Consider the following 21,658-nt stretch of genomic DNA (forward strand, 5'->3'; position numbering starts at 1 on the left):
AATATAGTTGAAGCTAAATCTTATAAAGAGTTTATAAAGAAATTAAAGCTTTTTGATGATTTTAATTTATATTTAGATAAACAAAAAATAAAAATAACTGAAAAAGAAGCTCAAATTAAATACTTAAATATAGATTTTGTAAAAGAAAATTATAAGGAAAATAAGGAATATATAAATCATATATTAAATTTAGCTAATTGTTATGATATTAATGAAGTGTTATTAATGTTTGCAAAATATGAAGATATTAATAAAGAGGTATTATCTTTAAAAATAGATATTGAAAAGCAAGAAAAATCTATTGAAAAGCTAAATAATGAATTAGATATTAGAGAAAAGAGAATTAGGGAAAAGCTAGAATATATAGGTCTTGAAAATGTAGATTTATATGATTTAGAGGAAAAGCTATTTGAAATTAAAGAAAAAATAAATCAAAAGAATGAAATATTAAAGACCTTAGAAAATATAGAATCAGCTTATAATGCCTTAACAAAGGATAAGGATATAGAAGCTATAAAAGAAGATTTAAAAGATATAATAAATGAAAATATAAATTATAGTTATTCATCAGAAGAAGAAATAGATAATCAGGTTTCTATAAAATCACATGAATTAATAGAAATAGAAAAAGAAATTAAAGATGTTGAAAATCATTTAAATAATAGATTTATAGGTAAAAGACCAATACCTCAAATAGAAGAAGAAATTAATGAGATTAAAGAAAAAATCAATAAATTAGAAACTTTACTTAAGGCTACAGAAATAGCAATAGAAAATTTAAATGAATCTATAAGAGAAGTAAGAGGAAATTTTGGAAATATATTAAATTCTAATGTAATTGATTATTTTAAAACATTAACAGATGGTGAATATGAGGATGTTATGGTATCTGATTCTTATGATATGAAGGTAAGAAAAGGAAAAGAAATACTACCTGGAGCAATATTAAGTAATGGGGCAAATGATCAATTATACTTATCATTAAGATTAGCTTTTATAAATATGATTTATAGGGGGATGGACTTCCCTGTAATCTTAGACGACGCCTTTGTTCAGTATGATGATATTAGAGCAGAAAAGGCTCTAGAAGTTCTATTAGAAGCAAACTTTAATCAGCTTCTTATATTTACTTGTCAAAATAGAGAAAAGAATATATTAGATAACAAAAATATAGAATTTAATTATATATTTTTATAATGATGGTAATAATAGTATTGACAAGGTAGATAATAGAATATAGAATTGTACTTATGAATAATGCAAATCATTTGCATAAACGAGGTGGAATAATGAAGAGAAAATTAATAAGTCTAGGACTTATATTAGGTATATTATTTTCTTTTGCTGGTTGTAAAAGTAATGAAGACTTAGATGATGATAATGGAGAAAGATTAAGAGTAGGAGTTACTATTAATCCATTAAAAGATTTTGCGGAAGCTATAGGTGGAGATAAAGTAGATGTATTTTCAATAATACCAGATGGAAGTGATGCTCATGATTTTGATCCAAAACCAAGGGATTTAAATGATTTAGTGAAATCTGATATTTTCATATATAATGGACTTGGTATGGAAGAATGGATAGATTCTGTTTTAACTACTGTTGAAGGAAAAGATGTAAAGATAGTAGAGGCAAGTACCGGAGTAGATGAAATAAACTTATCAGAAGAAGATGCTCATGAGCATGCTACTGAAGAAGAACATAATGAGAATCATGATGAAGACCATGATCATGACCACGATCATGACCATAATGGAAAGGACCCTCATACTTGGTTAAGCTTAAGTAATGCTATTATAGAAGCAGAAAATATAAAAAATGCTTTTTGTGAAGTAGATCCAGAAAATAAAGGTTACTATGAACAAAATTTTGAAAAGTTAAAAAGTGAATTTAATTCACTATATGAAGAATATGTTCCTAAATTTAATGAATTAAGTAATAAAGATTTTGTTACTGGACATGCAGCCTTTGGGTACTTATGTAGAGATTTTGGATTAACTCAAAATAGTATAGCGGATGTATTTGGAGAAGGAGAGTTAACTCCTAAAAATTTAGAAGCCTTAATAAATTATTGTAAGGAAAATGGAGTTAAAACAATATTTAGTGAATCTACTTCAAGTGAAAAGGAAGCAGAAACTTTAGCTAAAGAAGTATCTGCAAAAGTAGTAAAAGTATATAGTCTTGAAACTAAAGAAGATAATATGAGTTATTTAGAAGGAATGAGATATAATCTAGAAACTATATATAATGAATTAAGTAAATAAAGATAATATAGAATATTATTTAAATTAAGCAAGAATAATACTAAAATAATGAATTAATTTTATAGGATATATATTATATTGAAAAGTCTTGGAGAAAGTTCAAGAGTTGAGCAATATTTTATGTATCCTATAATTTTATTTTATTATACGAGGAAAGTATAAAAAGTTATGCCTTATTATTAACTATTTATACTTTCCTTCCTTCAGTTTGGAAGTGTTAAATATCATAGCAAGGTGACTTGGAGCTTGCGACGGAACCTGGATATGATACTTTAACACTTTTTTATGTAAATTATAAGAGTAAATTAAATATTTTTTGTATTGTAAAAATGAAATAGGTTAATAAGTTTTTGACTGATTTTCTATTTGTATGATACATTACAAAAGATAATTGAAAACTATATAGGTTTTTATGGTAAAATTACTAAGTAAGGTGGTGTATATATGAATAGGGCATTAAAATATTACGAAGAGGAAATTTCTAAAAATGAAGATAAAATAAAAGACTTAAATAAAATTATTAATATAATTTCAATTATAAGACTTGGAATAGTATTAGCAGTTATAGCTGCTGTATATTATTTTTTCAAAATAGAAAATGTAGTTTTACTAATTTTATCTATAGTAATAGGGTTAGCTATTTTTCTTATTGTTGCTATTTTTCATAATAAAAAGATAAGAGATAGAAAAGAAACAAAATTAATTATTTCAATTAACAGCAAGGGAATAGATAGAATTAATGGGAACTTTAAAAAAGTAGAAGATAAAGGGGAAGAGTTTTTAGATGAAAAGCATCCATTTACTAGTGACTTAGATATATTTGGTAGGAACTCCTTATTTCAAATGATAAACTCTACTAAAACTAAGTTTGGGAGAGAAAAACTTAGTGAAATAATTTCTTTAAAAGAAATACCTAGAAAAGAAGAAATAGTAAAGAGACAGGAAGCTATTAAAGAATTAGGAGAAAAAGTTAAGTGGAGGCAAGAGATAGAAGTAAAGTCTACTCTTAAGAAAAGTGGATTAAAGGATATTAATAAATTATTAGAGTGGGCAAACTCTGAAAGAAAAATTAATTCTTTATTTAAAATAATTCCTTATTTTTTCATAGCACTTACTATTATATCAATAGTATTAGTTACTATTAAAATTTTACCTATAACATATTTAATATTAGTATTTATGATTAATTACTTAGTTGTTAAAGTTCTTACAAAGGATTTGTCAGAAGTAATTTCTTTATTTGATAGTCATAAAAAAGATATAGAAGCTTATTCAAATATATTGGAGTTAATAGATAAAGAAGATTTTAAATCAGAGTTATTAATAAGTTTAAAGAATAAACTAAGAAATAATGATACTAATGTAATAAAAGAAATGAAAAGACTAAAGTCTTTAGTTGACTGGTTAGGGGATAGTAGTGCCAACGGATATTATTTAATTTTAAATGTAACTCTACTTTCAGATATATTTATATTAAGAAATTTAGAGGAGTGGAGAAAATTAAATGGAGATAAACTAAAAGAATGGCTTGAAGTCATGGGAGAAATTGAAGCTTTAGCTAGTATTTCAAACTTAGCTTTTGATTTTGAAAGTTGGTGCTATCCTAAGATATATGATGAAGATATTTTGGAAGTAAAAGATTTAGCACATCCAATGCTTGGAGAAAAAGCAGTTTCTAATAGTTTTAATTTAAATTCAAGAAATGGTGTTAGTAGAAAGGTAGCTTTAATTACTGGATCTAATATGTCAGGAAAAAGTACATTCTTAAGAACTATAGGAGTAAATTTATTATTAAGTTATATAGGAGCTCCTGTTTGTGCTAAGGAATTTAGTTGTAGTATTTTTAGTATATATACATGTATGAGAACTAAGGATAACTTAGAAGAAAGTATATCATCATTCTATGCGGAAATATTAAGAATAAAGATATTAATTGAAGCAGCAAAAAGAGGAGAAAAAGTCTTCTTCTTACTAGATGAAATTTTTAAAGGTACTAATTCTAGAGATAGACATGAAGGAGCTATGGTTCTTATAAATCAGTTAGTGAAGAATGGAGCTATGGGCTTAGTATCAACTCATGATTTAGAACTTTGTGATTTAGAAAAAACTAAGGAATGGATTAAAAATTACAATTTCCAAGAATATTATGAAGGAAATAAAATTAAATTTGATTATACTCTTAGAGAAGGAAGAAGTAAAACACAAAATGCTGTTCATTTAATGAAGCTGGCTGGTATTGAATTTAATGAAAAATAATATTATTTTTAGAACTTATAAAAGTCTTAAATAAAACTTTTATAAGTTCTTTTTTATTCTTTAGGAAATTATATCTATGGACAAGTTATGGATAATTTTATTAGAGTAGTAAAATTCGTAGTGTAAGAAATAGAGCTTTTATAATTTCCTTCCTTCAGTTTGAAAAGAGATAAACATTGTATGACGGCGACTTGGAGCGCATGCGACGGAGCAAGGAATATAATGTTTATCTCTTATTTTATTTGAAGAATGTTTTAATAATAGAATTTTAAATTTAAAAATAAATCAGGAAGCAAAGTTTTCTATATAAATTTAGTAAAATTATACAAATAGTAATGAAAGCTAATGAAAAAAATGGCATAATATACTTAGAAGTATAAAAAAATTGAGAGGTATGAAATGGCATTTATAATAATTGATTTAGAGTTCAATAATTTAGAGGAAATACAGAAATATTTTCCTAATATATTTAAAGAAAATCCAAACTTAGAAAGTGTTGCTTTAGATAATGAAATAATTGAAATAGGTGCAATAAAGCTAGATAATTATATGAAGCCACTAAAAGAACTTAAGATGTATATTAAGCCATCAGCAATACCAGTTTTAAATCCTAAGATTTCAGCAATAACTAATATAAGCGAAGAAGATTTAAAAGATGGTCTAACTTTTGAAGAGGGGATAGAGGAGTTATCTAAATTAATAGATGAGGGAGATATAATATGTTCTTGGGCTAAGGATGATATTATAGAAATAATAAATAATGCATTATATTATAATTATAACAATCTAAACTGGCTAAAAAATTATTTGGATCTTCAAGAATATTCTACAAAAATATTAGGAAAGAAAAAATCTCTAAGTTTAAAGAATGCCTTAGAGGAGCTAAAAATTAAGGTGGATAATAACAAATTACATGATGCCTTAAATGATGCCTTATACACATCAGAAGTATTTAAAAGAATATATAATTCTAGAGTATTAAAGAACTATATAATTAATGATATTTATAATATGCCAGCTGTTGAGGTAAAAAATTTAGCAGAATATAAATTAAATAAATATAAAATAAAAAATAAGTGTCCAAAGTGTCAGGAAAATTTTGAGTTAGAGTATGATTTTATACCAATAAAATGGAGATTTGTATCTCTTGGAATGTGTCCCAAATGCAATAATAAGATAATGAATGAAGTTATAATAAAGAAAACCTTTAGTGGGGAAGAAGTTTATAATGAAATTTCTACAATAATTAATGAAATTGAGTATATTAACTGTAGTTATAAGATTAAGAAAATAATTAATAAATTAATTAACTATTAAAATTCCTATAATATTAAACAATTACATTACAAATATGATAAAATATATATAGATAAGTTGCTATAAATGATATTAACTAACTTTATTATTAGTTAAATAAATATTTAAACAACTTATAAAAGTAAATAATATTATGCTTTCATTTTTACTATTTTACTTAAATAAGTCTAATAAATAAAATTGCAAATATATATGTTATTGATTAAACATATATAGCTTAATATTAATTTTAAGTATAGGAGAATAAAGATTATGAATATTGCATTTTTTTTAACACCGAAAAATGAGGTGATTTACGAGTATTTAGATGCAACAATGAGACAAGTTATAGAAAGAATGGAGCATCATGGATATACAGCAGTTCCTCTAATAGATAAAGATGGTAAATATATGGGGACTTTAACGGAAGGAGATTTGCTTTGGAAGCTTAAAAATACTCCTGATTTGAATTTTAAAAATTCTGAGAATATTAGAGTTAAAGATATACAAAGGAAAAGAAAACATAAAAGTGTATCAATAAATTCTGATGTTGAAAGTTTAATATCTTTAGCGACAAGTCAAAATTTTGTTCCGGTAGTTGATGATGAAGGGATTTTTATTGGAATAATTAAAAGAAGTGATATAATTAATTATTGTTATAGTGAAATGAAAAAGAAAAAAATAGTTTAAATTTAGATAAAAGGAGGATTATTATGATAGTAGTTATTTCTCCTGCAAAAACTTTAGATTTTGAGGAAAAAAACAGTAATTTACCAATGAGTGAACCAAGGTTTTTAGAAAAATCGCAGGAAATAATAGATGAAATTAAAAATTATGATAGCTATTCTTTAGAAAAGCTAATGAAAATAAGTACAAAGTTAGCGACTTTAAATAGAGATAGATATCAAGTTTGGACACCTAGCTTAGATACTGCAAAGCAATGTATTCTTGCTTTTAAAGGTGATGTATATAGAGGGCTTGATGTAGGAAGCTTAACAGATTCAGAACTTTTCTATGCAAATGAGCACCTTAGAATTTTGTCGGGTTTATATGGAATTTTAAGACCTTTTGATGGCATTAAGGAATATAGACTTGAAATGGGAACTAAGCTTAAGGTTAATGATTTAAAGGATCTTTATGAATTTTGGGATAGAACTTTAGAAGAAAGTTTAATTGAAGAATTAAACAATCATAATAATAAAACTATAATTAATTTAGCTTCAAATGAATATTTTAAATCAGTAGAAGGATTAATGAAAAGTGATAAGGTAAATGTAGTAACTCCTACATTTAAGGAGTTAAGAGGAGACGAATATAAGATTATATCCTTCAATGCTAAAAAGGCAAGAGGGATTATGACTAGATATATAATACAAAATGAAATAGAAGATATTGAAGATATTAAAAAATTAGATGTAGATGGGTATTTATATAATGAAGAAATGTCTACGGATAAAGAATTAGTATTTATAAGAGAATAGTAATATAAATTAATATACATTACAACATATTTTAAGGAGTGAAGAACATGACAAACCAAAACTTAGAAGGCACAATGGGGGATTTACTAAAAGACTTCGATGTTAAAAGAATAAAAACTGGAGATATATTAGATGGAGAAGTAATTGATGTTACTGATAAAGAAGTTTCAGTTAATATTAATTATGCCTTTGATGGGGTTATAGAAAAATCAGAATTAACTAATATGGATAAAGATCCTAGAGAAGTTGTAAATAAGGGAGATAAAATAAAGGTTTATGTTTTATCACCTAATGATGGAGAAGGATATGTTCAGTTATCAAGAGTTAAAGCTTTAGAAATAACTGAAAGAGAAGATATTAAAAAAGCTTTTGAAAATGAAGAAACTATAAAAGTTTATGTTAAAGAAGAGGTAAAGGGTGGCTTAGTAGCTTACTATGGAAATATAAGAGTATTTATACCAGCTTCTTTAGTTTCAAGAGAAAGAGTAGTATTAGCAGATTATATTGGAAAAGAATTAGAAGTTAAAGTTATTGAATTAGACTTTAGAAATAGAAAATTAGTTGCATCAAGAAGAGTAATTGAAGATGTAATATACGAAGATAATAAAAAAGAACTATGGAAATCAGTTAAATCTGGAGAAAAGAGATCAGGTGTTGTTAAAAAGATAATTAAAGCAGGTGCAATAGTTGATATCGGTGGAATAACAGGACTAATTCACTTAAATGATTTATCATGGGGAAGAGTTCATAGAGCAGAAGATATAGTTAAAGAAGGCGATAAAGTAGAAGTATTCGTTGGAGAAGTAGATGCTCAAAATGAAAGAGTAGCATTAATATTAAAAGATGTAAATGAAGAACCTTGGACTAAATATAGTGAAGGGCTAAAAATAGGTGATATCTTAGAAGGTAAAGTAATGAAGTTCTTAAACTTCGGTGCTTTTGTTGAATTATACCCAGGAATTGAAGGATTAGTTCACATAAACGAAATTACAGAAGAACATATAGCAAAACCTTCAGATGTATTAACACTAGGACAAAAAGTAAAAGTAAAGATTTTAGATGTTGATAAGAATAATAAGAGAGTTTCTTTAACAATAAAAGATGCTGAAGAAAAATCTAAAGAATACTTACAATATAATGATTCAGATGAAGGAGTATCATTAGGAGACTTATTCAAGGGATTATTTGATTAATAAATAATTCAAAACTAAATAAGAAATATAAAAAAGTAGTATCTAATTTTAATTTAATGCTACTTTTTTGTGTTTTAAGATTTAAATGATGAAATTATTGAGTTTTTAAAATATGTAGAGCATTCAGATGATAAAACAGCAAATGAATCTACAGGGACTTTAGTTAAAAATATTCATAAAAAAGTAATTGAAGTTAAGAATAATCCTAAGGTGGAGGTAGAATTTATGACACTTTTAGAACGTGATAGAGAAAAATTGGAAGAAGGAAGACAAGAGGGAAGAGAAGAAGGAATTGAACTTGCAAAAAAGGTATTTAAGCTTTTAGCTATGGGAGAATCAATAGAGAATATAGCTAAAATATGTGGAATATCTGAAGAGAATGTCAGAAAGATAATAGAATAGAAATTAATTGAAGTACCTATAGAGTTAGGTACTTTTATTTTTTAGAAAATATATTAATATACATTATGAGTATTGGCAGTATCAATATATAAGAATGTATAAAAAGTTTTCCAGAGTATTACTTATTTAGTTATATTTCAATATATTTAGGGAAATATAATATGGAATATTAAAACGGAGGTAATAATATGGAAAATAATATGGAGTTAGAATATCCAATGTTTTGCTATCAATGTGAACAAACTGTAGGGGGAAAGGGTTGTACTAAATTAGGGGTATGTGGTAAGACTCCTGAAATAGCAGCTCTTCAAGATTTACTTATTTATCAAGTAAAAGGGATAAGTTGTTATGCAAAAGAAATAATTGAAAAAGGTGAGAATTTAGATAAAGATATAGTAAGTTTTATAGAAAATTCGCTATTTACGACATTAACAAATGTAAATTTTGATGCAGATGTTCATGTAGAAATGCTTAAGAAATCTCAAAAAATAAAAGAAGCTTTAAGAAAAAGAGTGGGAAAAATTAAAAATGATACAGAGCATGCTACATATAATTTAAGTAGCACAAAGGCTGAAATGCTAGAGGATGCTAAAAAAGCAGGAATAATGTATGACAGAAATTTAGATCCAGATATTCGTTCTTTAAGACAAACAATAGTATATGGTCTTAAAGGAATAAGCGCATATGGTCATCAAGCAAGAGAGCTTGGATATTATGATGATCAAGTAGATAATTTTTATGCAAGGGCGTTAGAAGCTACATGTGATGATGCTTTAGATGTGGAAGAATTAATAAGATGGACTATGAGAACTGGTGAGATGAGTGTAGCAGTTATGAAAAAGCTTGATGAAGCTAATACTACAGTTTATCAAAATCCATCACCTCATAAAGTTAATGTTAATATTAAAAAAGGTCCATTTATTATAGTTTCAGGACATGACTTGAAAGATTTAGAAATTTTATTAGAACAAACAGAAGGAAAAGGAATAAATATTTATACCCATGGCGAAATGATACCAAGTCATGGATATCCAGGACTTAATAGATATTCTCATCTTGTAGGGAATTTTGGTTCAGCATGGCAAAATCAACAAAAAGAATTTGATAATATACCAGGCTGTATTTTAATGACAACAAATTGTCTTATGAAACCAAGAGATACATATAAGGATAGAATATTTACAACTAGTGTTGTTGGTTGGGATGGAGTTAAACATATAGGTAAAGGGAAAGATGGCAAAAAAGATTTTAGTGAAATAATAAATAAAGCTTTAGAGCTTGGTGGATATGAAGAAGATCAAGAACCACATGAAATCTTAGTAGGATTTGGACATAAAGCCACTTTAAGTAATGCAGAAACAATAGTTAATGCAGTTAAGAATGGAGATATACGACATTTCTTCTTAATTGGAGGTTGTGATGGAGCAAGACCAGGTAGAAATTATTATACTGATTTTGCAAAGAAAGTACCTAAAGATTGTATAATACTTACATTAGCATGTGGAAAATATAGATTTAATAAACTGAATTTTGGAGAAGTTGCTGGACTTCCAAGATTACTAGATGTAGGTCAATGTAATGATGCTTATTCAGCAGTTAGAATTGCGACAACACTTGCAGATGCTTTTGGTACAGATGTAAATGGATTACCATTATCATTAATTATATCTTGGTATGAACAAAAGGCTGTAGCAGATTTATTAGCATTATTATCACTTGGAATAAAGGGAATATACTTAGGACCTTCATTACCAGCATTCTTAAGTCCTAATGTGCTTCAATATTTAGTTGATACTTTTGATTTAAAACCAATAAGTACACCAGAAGATGATTTGAAATCTTGCTTACAACAAAGATAATAAATAGCCCTCTATTTACTTGTAAAAGTATATAGAGGGCTATTCTTTTTATATATAATTTAAATTTTGTTTTATATCATAGGGGTGAGTATGCATACTAATATTGTTGAATTAGTATATATTAAAATCAGTAATCATAAAGGAGGATTAAGATGTCAAAGTATAATTTACAATCCAATGAATCTTTTATTTTAGAAAACGATCATGTTAGACATGGTAATAGTAATGGCGAGTTAATATTAACTAATTTAAATCTTGTTTATATTACAACAAAAGGCGTTTTTAGAACTAATTATATACATCAAATATATCCAATTAAGCAAATAAAAGTGTTTAATGAGAAAGCTCAAGTAGTTTTGGGTAAGGATGGTAATATTGATATTTACTTTGTAAATGGTATGGAATCATTTAAATTTTGGAATACAGATTCTCTATTTAGCATGAAAAAGGCAGAAAAAGAAGCAAGTAGATGGATAAATGCAATAAACAATTTAATTACTGGACAAGTTTCTGAAATTGACATGGCAGTTACTTCTAAGTCAGTAGATTCAGGAGTAATAGCAGGAGCTATAAAAGATACTTTTGAGGTATTTAAAGGAGCTTTAGGAGGTAAGACTCAAAATAATAATGAAATAGCAAAAAAAGTAGCAAAAAAATGTAGTTTTTGTGGTGCTCCAATTTCTGGAGTGGAAGGGCAAATTGTTAGATGTCAGTATTGTGATGGTGATCAACAACTATAAATGAAAGGAGTTAAAATATAATGGGAATAATTAGAGCATTTACAGGAGCGATTAGTGGAACTTTTGCAGATCAATGGAAGGATATAATTACTGCAGGGAACTTTGATGAGCATACTGTTGTTAATCAGGGAGTATATCAGCAGACTAATAAAGGGCGAGGTTCTAATTTCAATGGTTCTATAGGTGTAATTTCAAATGGTTCAAAAATATTTGTTCCTGAAAATACAGCTGCATTTATTTTTAGTAGTTCTGGAATTGAAGAAATTATTACAACTCCAGGTGGATATGAATATCAGAATGGACAAAAGAGTATTTTTAATGGAGATGGAATAACTAGTGCTATTTTTAATCAAGTAAAAGATAGGATAGCATATGGAGGACAGACGTCTGATCAGAAACAAATTTCATTTGTTAATTTAAGAGAAATACGTGATATAAAATTTGGAACTCGCGGGCCATTAGTTTATAATGATATGTTTTATGGTACTGATTTAGAGATACTTTCTTTTGGAACATTTTCTATAAAAGTGATTGATGCTGAAAAATTTATTAAAAATTATGTTCCAGCTAATAATACTTATTATTCCTTTGATGATATAAAGGCAAGATCTCAAATTATTTCTGAGTTTGTCCAATCATTTACTGTAGCATTAAATTCATTATCAACAACATATCGAATATCTCAATTACCTTCACAGTCTAATCAAATTGCAGAAAAAATATCTTCTGATAACTCAAATGCAGGAACTTGGAAGGAACGATTTGGTTTTGAAATAGTAAAGGTTGGAATTGAAAATATTGAATTCTCACAGGATTCTAGAGAGTTAGTTAAAGAATATTCTTCAAACAAAATGAATCTTAAAGCTTACGAAGATATTTCACAAAAAGCATCAAATATTTCAGCACAACAAAAAATAGCACAAGGGATTCAGGATAATGGACTAGGGGATGGTGCTGGTATGATATTTGGTATGAATATCGCTCAAAATATGAATACTCAGACAGCAGCACCAATAAGTAAAAAATCTGATATGTCCTTGGATGAACAAATAGAGGCGGTAAAAAAGTTGAAGGAATTAGTGGATATTGGTATTCTTTCACAAGAGGAATTTGAAATTAAAAAGAAAGAAATTATGGGATTATAAATACAGTATAATAATACACAAATACTTAAATGGAGGTAAGAGATCATTTAAGTATTTTTTATAACTATAATTAAATTTTTATGAAAAATATAATATTTATATACTAAAATAGTTTAAATAGAAATAGGTGTAGGAACTTATTGTAAATAAATGTAATGTTTGATATGCTTTAAAATAGATATTGATAAATTAGAGTTTTATAAGTGTAAAATACTTTTGACATAAGTAAAATAGCAAATGTCAAATGACTTTGATAGTGAAAATTCATTTTAGATTATAGAATTATTATGCAGGAGGACATTTTATGGAGATTGGAAAACAAATAAAAAAGTACAGAAAAGTGATGGAGCTTTCACAGGAGGAATTAGCTGAAAAGATATTTGTATCTCGTCAAACTATTTCAAATTGGGAAAATAATAAAAATTATCCTGATGTGAAAAGCTTATTATTATTAAGTTCTTTTTTTAATGTCTCTCTTGACATATTAATTAAAGGAGATATTGATGAAATGAAAGAAAAGATTAAAACAGAGGATATTAATAAATTTAAACATGATAGTAATATCTTTGCTGTACTTTTAGTATTAACTATTTTATTACCTATTCCACTTATGAAATTTATGGGACGTGCTGGTATTATAATTTTTGCTACGATTTGTATAGTAGAAATATATTATGCAATTAGAATTGAAAAATACAAAAAGAATTTTAATATCCAAACTTATAAGGAGATTATTAACTTTTTAGAGGGGAAGAGTATAAATGAAGTTGAAAAACATCAGGAGTATGGGAAAAGACCTTATCAGAAAATTTTATTAGCAATGGGATCGGGATTATTAGCAATAGTAGTTTCAGCTATTATGATGTATTTATTGTTATAAAAATGATATAAAAAAGTTATAAAGTAACCCTATAAAATAGATATTAGAAAAAATCTATTTTATAGGGTTTTTATATAATATAATATAATTTTGTATTATACTAGTATTTAAATAATTCTAGATATCTGCATTCTGTAATATCACCTAAATTAATCATCATTTTTTCATCGCCATTTAAAATTCTTATAGGAGTCCAAACACCATCTATAAACTCTCCTTCTTCTAACTTTATTATGTCTGTTTTTAAATTTTCACTTGCTTTGTTTATTATTTGAATTGAACACATCATTCCAATAATATAGAAACAATCATCACTAACTTCGATAATTATTCCAGAACCCAATGGTTTAAAAGGTTGACGAGGTGCATAAGTTACTTTTATATCATATTTACTAAATTTTAAAAGTACGCCGTGATCATATTCAGATTTTTTAACAAAGGCTTTTAATTTACTAGTTCCTCTATATTTTAAATAGAGAGGTGTTATTTCTTTTATTACACTATAAACTTTTGATATATAAGGTTTACAACCTTCTATATCAAAGGCTGTTGGATCTATATTTAATGCCTGCATTACTGCTAGAGGAGGCTTGGATACTTTTGCTGGATCCATTGAATATTCTTCTACTGCAAATAATGAATAGCAAAGAGCGTTACATTGACCAATAGCATAAAGAGCATATGAAGCTGTAACAGCATCTTTTCTTACTTCTGGAACTATTAAAGGATTTCCTGGATAACTATATTCATCCATAACATAAGGAACGTAAGGAACATATATATCTGGAGCAAAGGCTATTATAGAAGGAGTACAAATTCTCCAGATTTTATGTGTTTCTAAAACAGGTCCTCCACTTGGATAAGAACCTGCAAACCAAGGGAATTGTTTTAGCCATGCATTCACATAATATGGAATATCATATTCCTCTTTTCCATATGAAGAAATGTATTCAATAGCTGTAGCAAAAGCATAGGCCATAAAACTCTCAGCAGCATCTTCACCAAATACTTCCTGCCAAGTACCGTCTAACGCAAAATTTTCTTTAATTTCTTTTGGAACGTTTTCATTAAAAGCTAAATTAGCTTGATCACAGTAATCTCTATCGGTATTAAGTAAACCTATTTCATTTTCTATTTGCATCATAATTACAGTGTTTTCTACGGAATCAATATCTCTTATATGAGCCATAAGATTTTTAAAAGCAAGAGCATCTTTTTTTATAGCTTCACTACAAAAAGGTGAAATAGTATTTAAAGATTCACCATTTTTCTTTTTAGCTCTGAAGTATTTTTTTGAGTCTCTTTTCATCCAACTAGGAATATACATAGACTCGGCATTTTTCCATAAACCAAACCATAAAAATATTAAATGAATATTATTTAATCGTGCATTTTTAATAATATTATCAACTAATGAAAAGTCATATATACCTTCATTTTCTTCAATACATTCCCAATAAACTGGAATCAATACTGTGTTTAAATTTAAGTCATTTAAATTAGGCCATAAATTTTCTTCCATATATCTAATATTGCTAGCATTAGAGTTATGTATTTCACCTCCAAGTGCAATAAAAGGTTTGTTATGAACAAATAATGTATCGATACCATCTATATTTTTAATTTCAGGTAAATTTAAATTTGATGTTTCCATTTAATTATCCTCCCATATTTTATATTAGTGTAAAGTTTTTTAAATTACTTTTCTTTATATACTAAGGTTTAGAGAATTTTTTTCATAAAAAACATATGTTAAATTTGAAATTCAATCCTCTTATCTATATTTTAGAACAGCTTGAATTTTATGTAAATGATAATATAATAATATATATAACACTATATTAGGATGGAGTAAAAATAATGAATTTTCAAACCAATATTAATCAAAATAAAAGTGAAAGTGAAAATTTACCTCTTAAATTAATAGCATTTGGAATAGAGTATAATCAAGAACCGATAAATAGGCCTAAAGGAATACAATGTCATCAATGGATTCAATGTGTTAAAGGAAGCGGAGAGTTTATAGTTTCTAATCAAAAATTTTTAATTACAGAGGGTTGCGGTATGTTTATAATGGCAAATACTCCCCATTCTTATAAAGCTATTGATGAAGAGTGGAAAGTAAATTACGTATGTTTTGATGGTACTGCGTGTAATGAGATTTTAGATAGTCTTCAATTAAAGGAAACAAGTGTATTTAAGGTTGTTCAATATAGATTAATAGAAAAAAGTATATATAAGTTATATGATATATATAATACTGATAATACATATATTTATTCACAATATTCTTGTGCATTGTATGAACTCTTAATTAATATTTCTAGAAATATTTGCCGTATATTTAGTAGTGAAAGTATTTCTAAAAACATAGGTATAGAGTTAGTTATACAATATTTAGAGGAAAATTATATGAAGCCAATAACTTTAGAAGAAATTTCACAAGAAACTAATTTTTCAAAAGAGTATTTATGTGCCTTATTTAAGAAGCATATGGAAAAAACAATTATCACATATCTTCAAATAATAAGAATTGCTAATGCAAGAATTTTTCTTTTAAGATATCCTCATAAAACTGTTTCAGAAATAGGTAATTTGTGTGGTTTTGATAATACAAGTTATTTTTGTAAAACATTTAAAAAGCTTGAGGGGGTTACACCACAAGTATTTAGAGAGAAAAAATAATAGCAGTTATTTATAAACCCTATAAAATAGATATAATAAAATCTATTCTATAGGGTTTTTCTATTTGGAATTTTATCTAAGTCTTATAGATACTAATAAAATTAAATAGATAAAAAAATAAAAAATAAGAAAAAAATTTTTTTATAAAAAATCTATTGAAAAAAATTTTCAAGTATGTTATATTTTACCTAGAAAATGTTTACAAAGGGTTTGGGTGTAAATTTAACTTATAACTTAAGAAAAGATATTTTGAAATTATAATATGGTTTAAAGGGAATAAAATTAAATTAGGTACTTTATTAAAAATTAAAATAAAGTTTATTATGGGAGGGTATATTAAATGAAAAAGAAATTATTAGCAACTATACTTGCTGGAATGATGTCCATTTCCTTCGTGGCTTGTGGACAAAAAAGTAATACTGACTCAAATAGTAGCGACACTGGAAAAGACACTGCAAAAACACAAATAACATGGTGGGCATTTCCTACATTTACTCAAGAAAATGCAAGTGATGCAGTAGGAACATGGGAACAAAAAATAATTGCCGCATTTGAAGCAGAAAATCCAGATGTAACTGTAAAATTAGAAACATTAGATTTTACTTCAGGACCTGAAAAAATTACAACAGCAATTGAAGCAGGTACAATAGCGGACGTCTTATTTGATGCACCAGGACGTATAATTACGTATGGAAAAGCTGGTAAATTAGCAGATTTAAATGACATGTTTACAGATGAATTTGTAAAAGATGTAAACAATGATGCTTTACTACAAGCTTGTAAAGCAGGAGATACAGCTTATATGTATCCAATAAGTACAGGTCCTTTCTACATGGCATTTAATAAAGAAATGTTAACAGAAGCGGGAGTTCTTGATTTAGTTAAAACAGGATGGACAACTGATGATTTTGTAAAGGTTTTAGACGCTTTAAAGGCTAAAGGCTATAATCCAGGATCATTATTTAGTAATGGACAAGGTGGAGACCAAGGTACACGTGCTTTCTTCACAAACTTATATAGCACTAGCATAACAAACGATACACTAACAGAATATACTACAAATGATGCTAACTCTGTTAAATCAATGGAATTAATTAAGAGTTTAATAGAAAAAGGTTCATTAATGAATGGATCTCAATATGATGGATCTGCTGATATTCAAAACTTTGCAAATGGACAAACTGCATTTACACTTTTATGGTCATCAGCTCAACCAGGTACACAAGCTAAATTATTAGAAGCTAGTAAGGTTCAATATTTAGAAGTACCATTCCCTTCAGAAGATGGAAAACCAGAATTAGAATACTTAGTAAATGGATTTGCTGTATTTAATAATGGTGATGATGCTAAAATAGCTGCATCTAAAAAGTTCATCCAATTTATTTGTGATAACGAAGAATGGGGTCCAAAGAATGTTGAAAGAACAGGAGCATTCCCAGTTCGTACATCATTCGGTGAAATATATAGTGATGCAAGAATGAAAGAAATTGGTTCTTGGACACAATATTACTCAACTTACTACAATACAATTGATGGATTTGCTAAAATGAGAACTTTATGGTTCCCAATGCTTCAATCAGTATCAAATGGAGAAGCAGATGTAAAAGCAGCTTTAGATGATTTTACTACTAAAGCAAATGAAACAATAAAAAAATAAGTGTATTGAAATAATTTCTTCTTGTACATTAAATCAATGTGCAAGAAGATATTTTTAAAATATTACTTATAGATAGGTGATTGGAGGGAAAATATGAAAGCTTCAAGCAAATTAAAGATGAGAGAAACTGTTGTGTCATACCTTTTTCTTGCTCCTGTATTAATATTTTTTATAATATTTGTTTTAGCTCCTATGATTATGGGATTTGTTACAAGTTTTTTTAATTATACAATGACTGATTTCACATTTATTGGAATAGATAATTACATAAGTATGTTTAAGGATGAAGTATTTATAAAATCGTTAATAAATACTCTAATAATTGTAATAGGATCAGTTCCAATTGTGGTAATCTTCTCCTTATTTGTGGCTTCACAAACATATGAAAAAAGTGCATTTACTCGTTCTTTTTTCCGCTGTGTATTCTTCTTACCTGTTGTTACAGGTAGTGTAGCTGTTACAGTTGTATGGAAATGGATTTATGATCCATTATCAGGTATATTAAATTATATTTTAAAAACAGGAAATTTTATTGATCAAAATATTAGCTGGTTAGGTGATAAGAGATATGCATTAATTGCAATTATAGTTATATTACTTACTACGTCAGTTGGTCAGCCAATTATACTTTATATAGCATCACTAGGAAATATAGATAAGTCCTTAGTAGAGGCAGCTCGTGTAGATGGTGCTAATGAATTCCAAGTTTTCTGGAAAATAAAGTGGCCAAGCCTATTGCCTACAACACTTTATATAGTAGTTATAACAACAATTAATTCATTCCAATGCTTTGCTTTAATACAGTTATTAACATCTGGAGGACCAAACTATTCTACTAGTACAATTATGTACTATCTATATGAGAAGGCATTTAAACTTTCTGAGTACGGATACGCTAATACAATGGGAGTATTCCTAGCAGTATTAATTGGTATTATAAGCTTTGCACAATTCAAAATTTTAGGTAATGATGTAGAATATTAGGAAGGAGAGAGAGCATAATGAAGAAAAAAATCACACCTTTTGGGGTAATAACAATAATACTTTTGAGTATCTTAACTATTATTTTTGTCTTTCCTTTCTATTGGATTATGACAGGTGCCTTTAAGTCTCAGCCAGATACTATTAAAATTCCACCGCAATGGTGGCCAACAGCTCCAACAATGGAGAATTTTAAACAGTTACTTATTCAAAATCCAGCAGGAAAATGGTTATTCAATAGTATTTTTATAGCAGTAGTTACAATGCTTTTAGTATGCATAACATCTTCACTTGCAGGATATGTTTTAGCTAAGAAGAAATTTTATGGTCAAAAGTTTTTATTCTCAGTTTTTATAGCAGCAATGGCACTTCCAAAGCAAGTTGTATTAGTTCCTTTAGTTAGAATCGTAAACTTTTTAGGAATACATGATACATTAGCAGCTGTTATCCTTCCTTTAATTGGATGGCCTTTTGGAGTATTTTTAATGAAACAATTTAGTGAAAATATTCCAGGTGAGTTATTAGAATCAGCAAAAATTGATGGTTGTGGTGAACTTAGAACATTTATAAATATTGCTTTTCCAATTGTAAAACCTGGCTTTGCGGCACTAGCAATATTTACTTTTATTAATACATGGAATGATTATTTTATGCAATTAGTAATGCTTTCATCAAGAGATAAACTTACAGTTTCACTTGGTGTAGCAACTATGCAAGCTGAAATGGCAACAAACTATGGATTAATAATGGCAGGTGCAGCACTATCAGCAATTCCAATAGTTGCAGTGTTTCTAATGTTCCAAAAATCATTTACACAAGGTATCACAATGGGAGCTGTAAAAGGTTAAGTTATATAAATGGAACTATCAAAGCACAATGACCTTTAACTAGCAGGCATGTGAAAGGTAGTTCCATTTTAGTTTTCTAAGAAAAGGGAGAATTTGTATGATATATGATGTTATAAAGAATATTGGTAAATATAGAGGACAACCTATATGGTTAGATAAAGCAATTAGTTTTTTAGAAACTACAGATTTAAATTCACTTCCGATTGGACGTACAGAAATAGAAAAAGATAAAGTATTTGTAAATGTAATGGAAGCTAATGCTAGAGAAGAAGATGAGCTACAGTTTGAAATTCACAAAAAATATATGGATATTCAAATTGATATAGAGGGATCTGAAAATATTAAGATTGGATTTGATGTAAATAATGTTTTTCAGTCATATAAAGAAGAGATAGATTTTGGAGCTGTTGATTGTACTGAATCAATAAGTTGTAGATTAGGAAACGAAAGGTTTATTATTTGTATGCCAGATGAACCTCACAAACCTGGAATCGCTACAAGTGATAATACTTATCTAAAAAAATGTGTAGTAAAGGTAGCTGTAAATTAGTAGTTAGAATATTTGATAGGAGAAGAGTATGTCAGGAAATAGAGGGGATTTATCAAGTAAAATATTTAATCTAGACAATTGGATTATGAGATTTTTTTCAAGAATATTTGATGTTGTAATATTGAATTTTGCATTTATCATATGTTGTATTCCTATTATAACAATAGGAGCATCACTTACTGCTATGTATTCAATAACATTAAAAATGGTAAGGAATGAAGAATCTCATATTATAAGAGGTTTCTTAAAAGCATTTAAACAGAATTTTAAACAGGGAACTGTAATTGGAATGATAGCAATTATAATAACATTTTTCATTACAGTAGACCTAAGAATTATAGGAATAATTGGAGATGATAAGTTTAAAGTGTTACAAGTGTTGTGCTATGTATTAGCAATTTGGGCATACATTATATTTCTATATGCATTCCCACTTTTAGCTAAGTTTAAAAATACAACAAAAGAAGTGTTTAAAAATTCTTTTATACTTAGTGTTATTAATTTAAAATGGACAATACTTCTTATACTTCTTAATATTCCATTTGTTTTAATGTTATTTTATTCTGGGTTATCTATGTTTTTACTTTTTACAATATTAATTATATGTGGGTTTTCTGGCCTAGCACTAATTCAATCATTTATTTTTGGCAAAGTATTTGAGAAATATGAAAGTTAAAAGTTAATTAGATAAATTTAAAATAATGTGATATAGAAGGGAAAAAATTATGAGTGATAAGGTTAATAATTTAAAAGGTAATTTAATAGTTTCATGTCAAGCCTTACCCAATGAACCGCTTCATTCCTCGTTTATTATGGGGAGAATGGCACTTGCGGCTAAAGAAGGTGGCGCGGCTGGAATTCGTGCAAATACAAAAGAAGATATTGCTGAAATAAAAGCACAAGTGAATCTACCTATTATTGGTATTGTAAAAAGGGACTATGATGATTCTGAAGTTTATATTACGCCAACTATGAAAGAAGTTGATGAGCTTATGGAAGTAAAACCAGATATTATAGCAATTGATGCTACATCTGCACTAAGACCAGAAGGAAAAACTTTAGATCAATTCTTTAAAGAAGTAAAGAATAAATATCCAGATCAACTACTTATGGCAGATTGTTCTACTGTAGAAGAAGCTCTTCATGCAGATGAGTTAGGCTTTGATTTTATAGGGACAACTATGGTTGGTTATACAAAGCAAAGTGAAAATCTTAAAATAGAAAATAATGATTTTGAGATTATTAGAGAAATTCTTTCAAAAGCAAAACATCCAGTAATTGCAGAAGGTAATATAAATACACCTCAAAAAGTTAAGCGTGTAATTGAATTAGGATGCTATAGTGTTGTAGTTGGTTCTATTATAACAAGACCACAACTTATTACAAAATCATTTGTAGATGAGTTAAAAAATAATAAATAA

General features: G+C 27.3%; 20 protein-coding genes. 19 read left to right on the plus strand and 1 reads right to left on the minus strand.

Annotated features, from left to right (window positions below; all coding sequences use genetic code 11):
• The 12 genes from H9660_RS06205 to H9660_RS06260 form a co-directional block, all read left to right on the plus strand.
• Nucleotides 1-1,197, plus strand: a 1,197-nt coding sequence (locus H9660_RS06205) for an ATP-binding protein (RefSeq protein ID WP_423739002.1), incomplete at its 5' end; no start/stop codon positions are given.
• 92 nt (nt 1,198-1,289) lie between these two features.
• Nucleotides 1,290-2,264, plus strand: coding sequence for a metal ABC transporter solute-binding protein, Zn/Mn family (locus H9660_RS06210; RefSeq protein ID WP_191749499.1), 975 nt, complete (start codon nt 1,290-1,292; stop codon nt 2,262-2,264).
• Nucleotides 2,265-2,708: 444 nt separating this feature from the next.
• Nucleotides 2,709-4,520: a MutS family DNA mismatch repair protein gene (locus H9660_RS06215; RefSeq protein WP_191749500.1), complete on the plus strand. Its 1,812-nt coding sequence runs from the start codon at nt 2,709-2,711 to the stop codon at nt 4,518-4,520.
• A gap of 399 nt (nt 4,521-4,919) precedes the next feature.
• Nucleotides 4,920-5,837 carry a 3'-5' exonuclease gene (locus H9660_RS06220; protein ID WP_191749501.1) on the plus strand — a complete coding sequence of 306 codons (918 nt, stop codon included), beginning with the start codon at nt 4,920-4,922 and terminating at the stop codon, nt 5,835-5,837.
• Nucleotides 5,838-6,089: 252 nt separating this feature from the next.
• Nucleotides 6,090-6,506, plus strand: coding sequence for a CBS domain-containing protein (locus H9660_RS06225; RefSeq protein WP_191749502.1), 417 nt, complete (start codon nt 6,090-6,092; stop codon nt 6,504-6,506).
• Nucleotides 6,507-6,529: 23 nt separating this feature from the next.
• Nucleotides 6,530-7,297 (plus strand): peroxide stress protein YaaA, encoded by a 768-nt coding sequence (gene yaaA / locus H9660_RS06230; RefSeq protein WP_191749503.1) that lies wholly within the window; start codon nt 6,530-6,532, stop codon nt 7,295-7,297.
• A gap of 47 nt (nt 7,298-7,344) precedes the next feature.
• Nucleotides 7,345-8,490: a 30S ribosomal protein S1 gene (gene rpsA / locus H9660_RS06235; protein ID WP_191749504.1), complete on the plus strand. Its 1,146-nt coding sequence runs from the start codon at nt 7,345-7,347 to the stop codon at nt 8,488-8,490.
• 225 nt (nt 8,491-8,715) lie between these two features.
• Nucleotides 8,716-8,892 (plus strand): hypothetical protein, encoded by a 177-nt coding sequence (locus H9660_RS06240; protein WP_191749505.1) that lies wholly within the window; start codon nt 8,716-8,718, stop codon nt 8,890-8,892.
• A gap of 188 nt (nt 8,893-9,080) precedes the next feature.
• Nucleotides 9,081-10,751, plus strand: a complete 1,671-nt coding sequence (gene hcp, locus H9660_RS06245) for a hydroxylamine reductase (RefSeq protein ID WP_191749506.1) — start codon at nt 9,081-9,083, stop codon at nt 10,749-10,751.
• Nucleotides 10,752-10,903: 152 nt separating this feature from the next.
• Nucleotides 10,904-11,491, plus strand: a complete 588-nt coding sequence (locus tag H9660_RS06250) for a hypothetical protein (RefSeq protein WP_191749507.1) — start codon at nt 10,904-10,906, stop codon at nt 11,489-11,491.
• 20 nt (nt 11,492-11,511) lie between these two features.
• On the plus strand, nt 11,512-12,636 hold the full coding sequence (locus H9660_RS06255; RefSeq protein WP_191749508.1) for an SPFH domain-containing protein: 1,125 nt from the start codon (nt 11,512-11,514) through the stop codon (nt 12,634-12,636).
• Between the two features lie 304 nt (nt 12,637-12,940).
• Nucleotides 12,941-13,516, plus strand: a complete 576-nt coding sequence (locus H9660_RS06260) for a helix-turn-helix domain-containing protein (RefSeq protein WP_191749509.1) — start codon at nt 12,941-12,943, stop codon at nt 13,514-13,516.
• 100 nt (nt 13,517-13,616) lie between these two features.
• Here the strand turns inward: H9660_RS06260 and H9660_RS06265 are convergent, their stop codons facing one another.
• Nucleotides 13,617-15,170 carry a DUF5597 domain-containing protein gene (locus H9660_RS06265; RefSeq protein WP_191749510.1) on the minus strand — a complete coding sequence of 518 codons (1,554 nt, stop codon included), beginning with the start codon at nt 15,168-15,170 and terminating at the stop codon, nt 13,617-13,619.
• A gap of 206 nt (nt 15,171-15,376) precedes the next feature.
• Here H9660_RS06265 and H9660_RS06270 point away from each other — a divergent pair, with 206 nt between their 5' ends.
• The 7 genes from H9660_RS06270 (at nt 15,377) to H9660_RS06300 (ending at nt 21,658) form a co-directional block, all read left to right on the plus strand.
• Nucleotides 15,377-16,201: an AraC family transcriptional regulator gene (locus H9660_RS06270; protein ID WP_191749511.1), complete on the plus strand. Its 825-nt coding sequence runs from the start codon at nt 15,377-15,379 to the stop codon at nt 16,199-16,201.
• Between the two features lie 340 nt (nt 16,202-16,541).
• On the plus strand, nt 16,542-17,858 hold the full coding sequence (locus H9660_RS06275) for an ABC transporter substrate-binding protein (RefSeq protein ID WP_191749512.1): 1,317 nt from the start codon (nt 16,542-16,544) through the stop codon (nt 17,856-17,858).
• Nucleotides 17,859-17,951: 93 nt separating this feature from the next.
• A complete protein-coding gene (locus H9660_RS06280; protein ID WP_191749513.1) occupies nt 17,952-18,842 on the plus strand; it encodes a carbohydrate ABC transporter permease in 891 nt (296 codons plus the stop codon).
• 17 nt (nt 18,843-18,859) lie between these two features.
• The gene (locus tag H9660_RS06285; RefSeq protein WP_191749514.1) at nt 18,860-19,687 is read left to right on the plus strand and encodes a carbohydrate ABC transporter permease; all 828 of its coding nucleotides are present in this window, start codon (nt 18,860-18,862) and stop codon (nt 19,685-19,687) included.
• 97 nt (nt 19,688-19,784) lie between these two features.
• A complete protein-coding gene (locus H9660_RS06290) occupies nt 19,785-20,237 on the plus strand; it encodes a NanQ anomerase/TabA/YiaL family protein (protein WP_191749515.1) in 453 nt (150 codons plus the stop codon).
• Nucleotides 20,238-20,265: 28 nt separating this feature from the next.
• Entirely contained in the window at nt 20,266-20,913 is a 648-nt protein-coding gene (locus tag H9660_RS06295) for a YesL family protein (protein WP_191749516.1), read from the plus strand.
• Between the two features lie 49 nt (nt 20,914-20,962).
• Complete coding sequence (locus H9660_RS06300) at nt 20,963-21,658, plus strand: N-acetylmannosamine-6-phosphate 2-epimerase (protein WP_191749517.1); 696 nt, start codon at nt 20,963-20,965, stop codon at nt 21,656-21,658.

Origin of the sequence: Clostridium gallinarum, from assembly GCF_014836325.1 — a bacterium.
GTDB classification, from domain to species: Bacteria; Bacillota; Clostridia; order Clostridiales; family Clostridiaceae; genus Clostridium; species Clostridium gallinarum.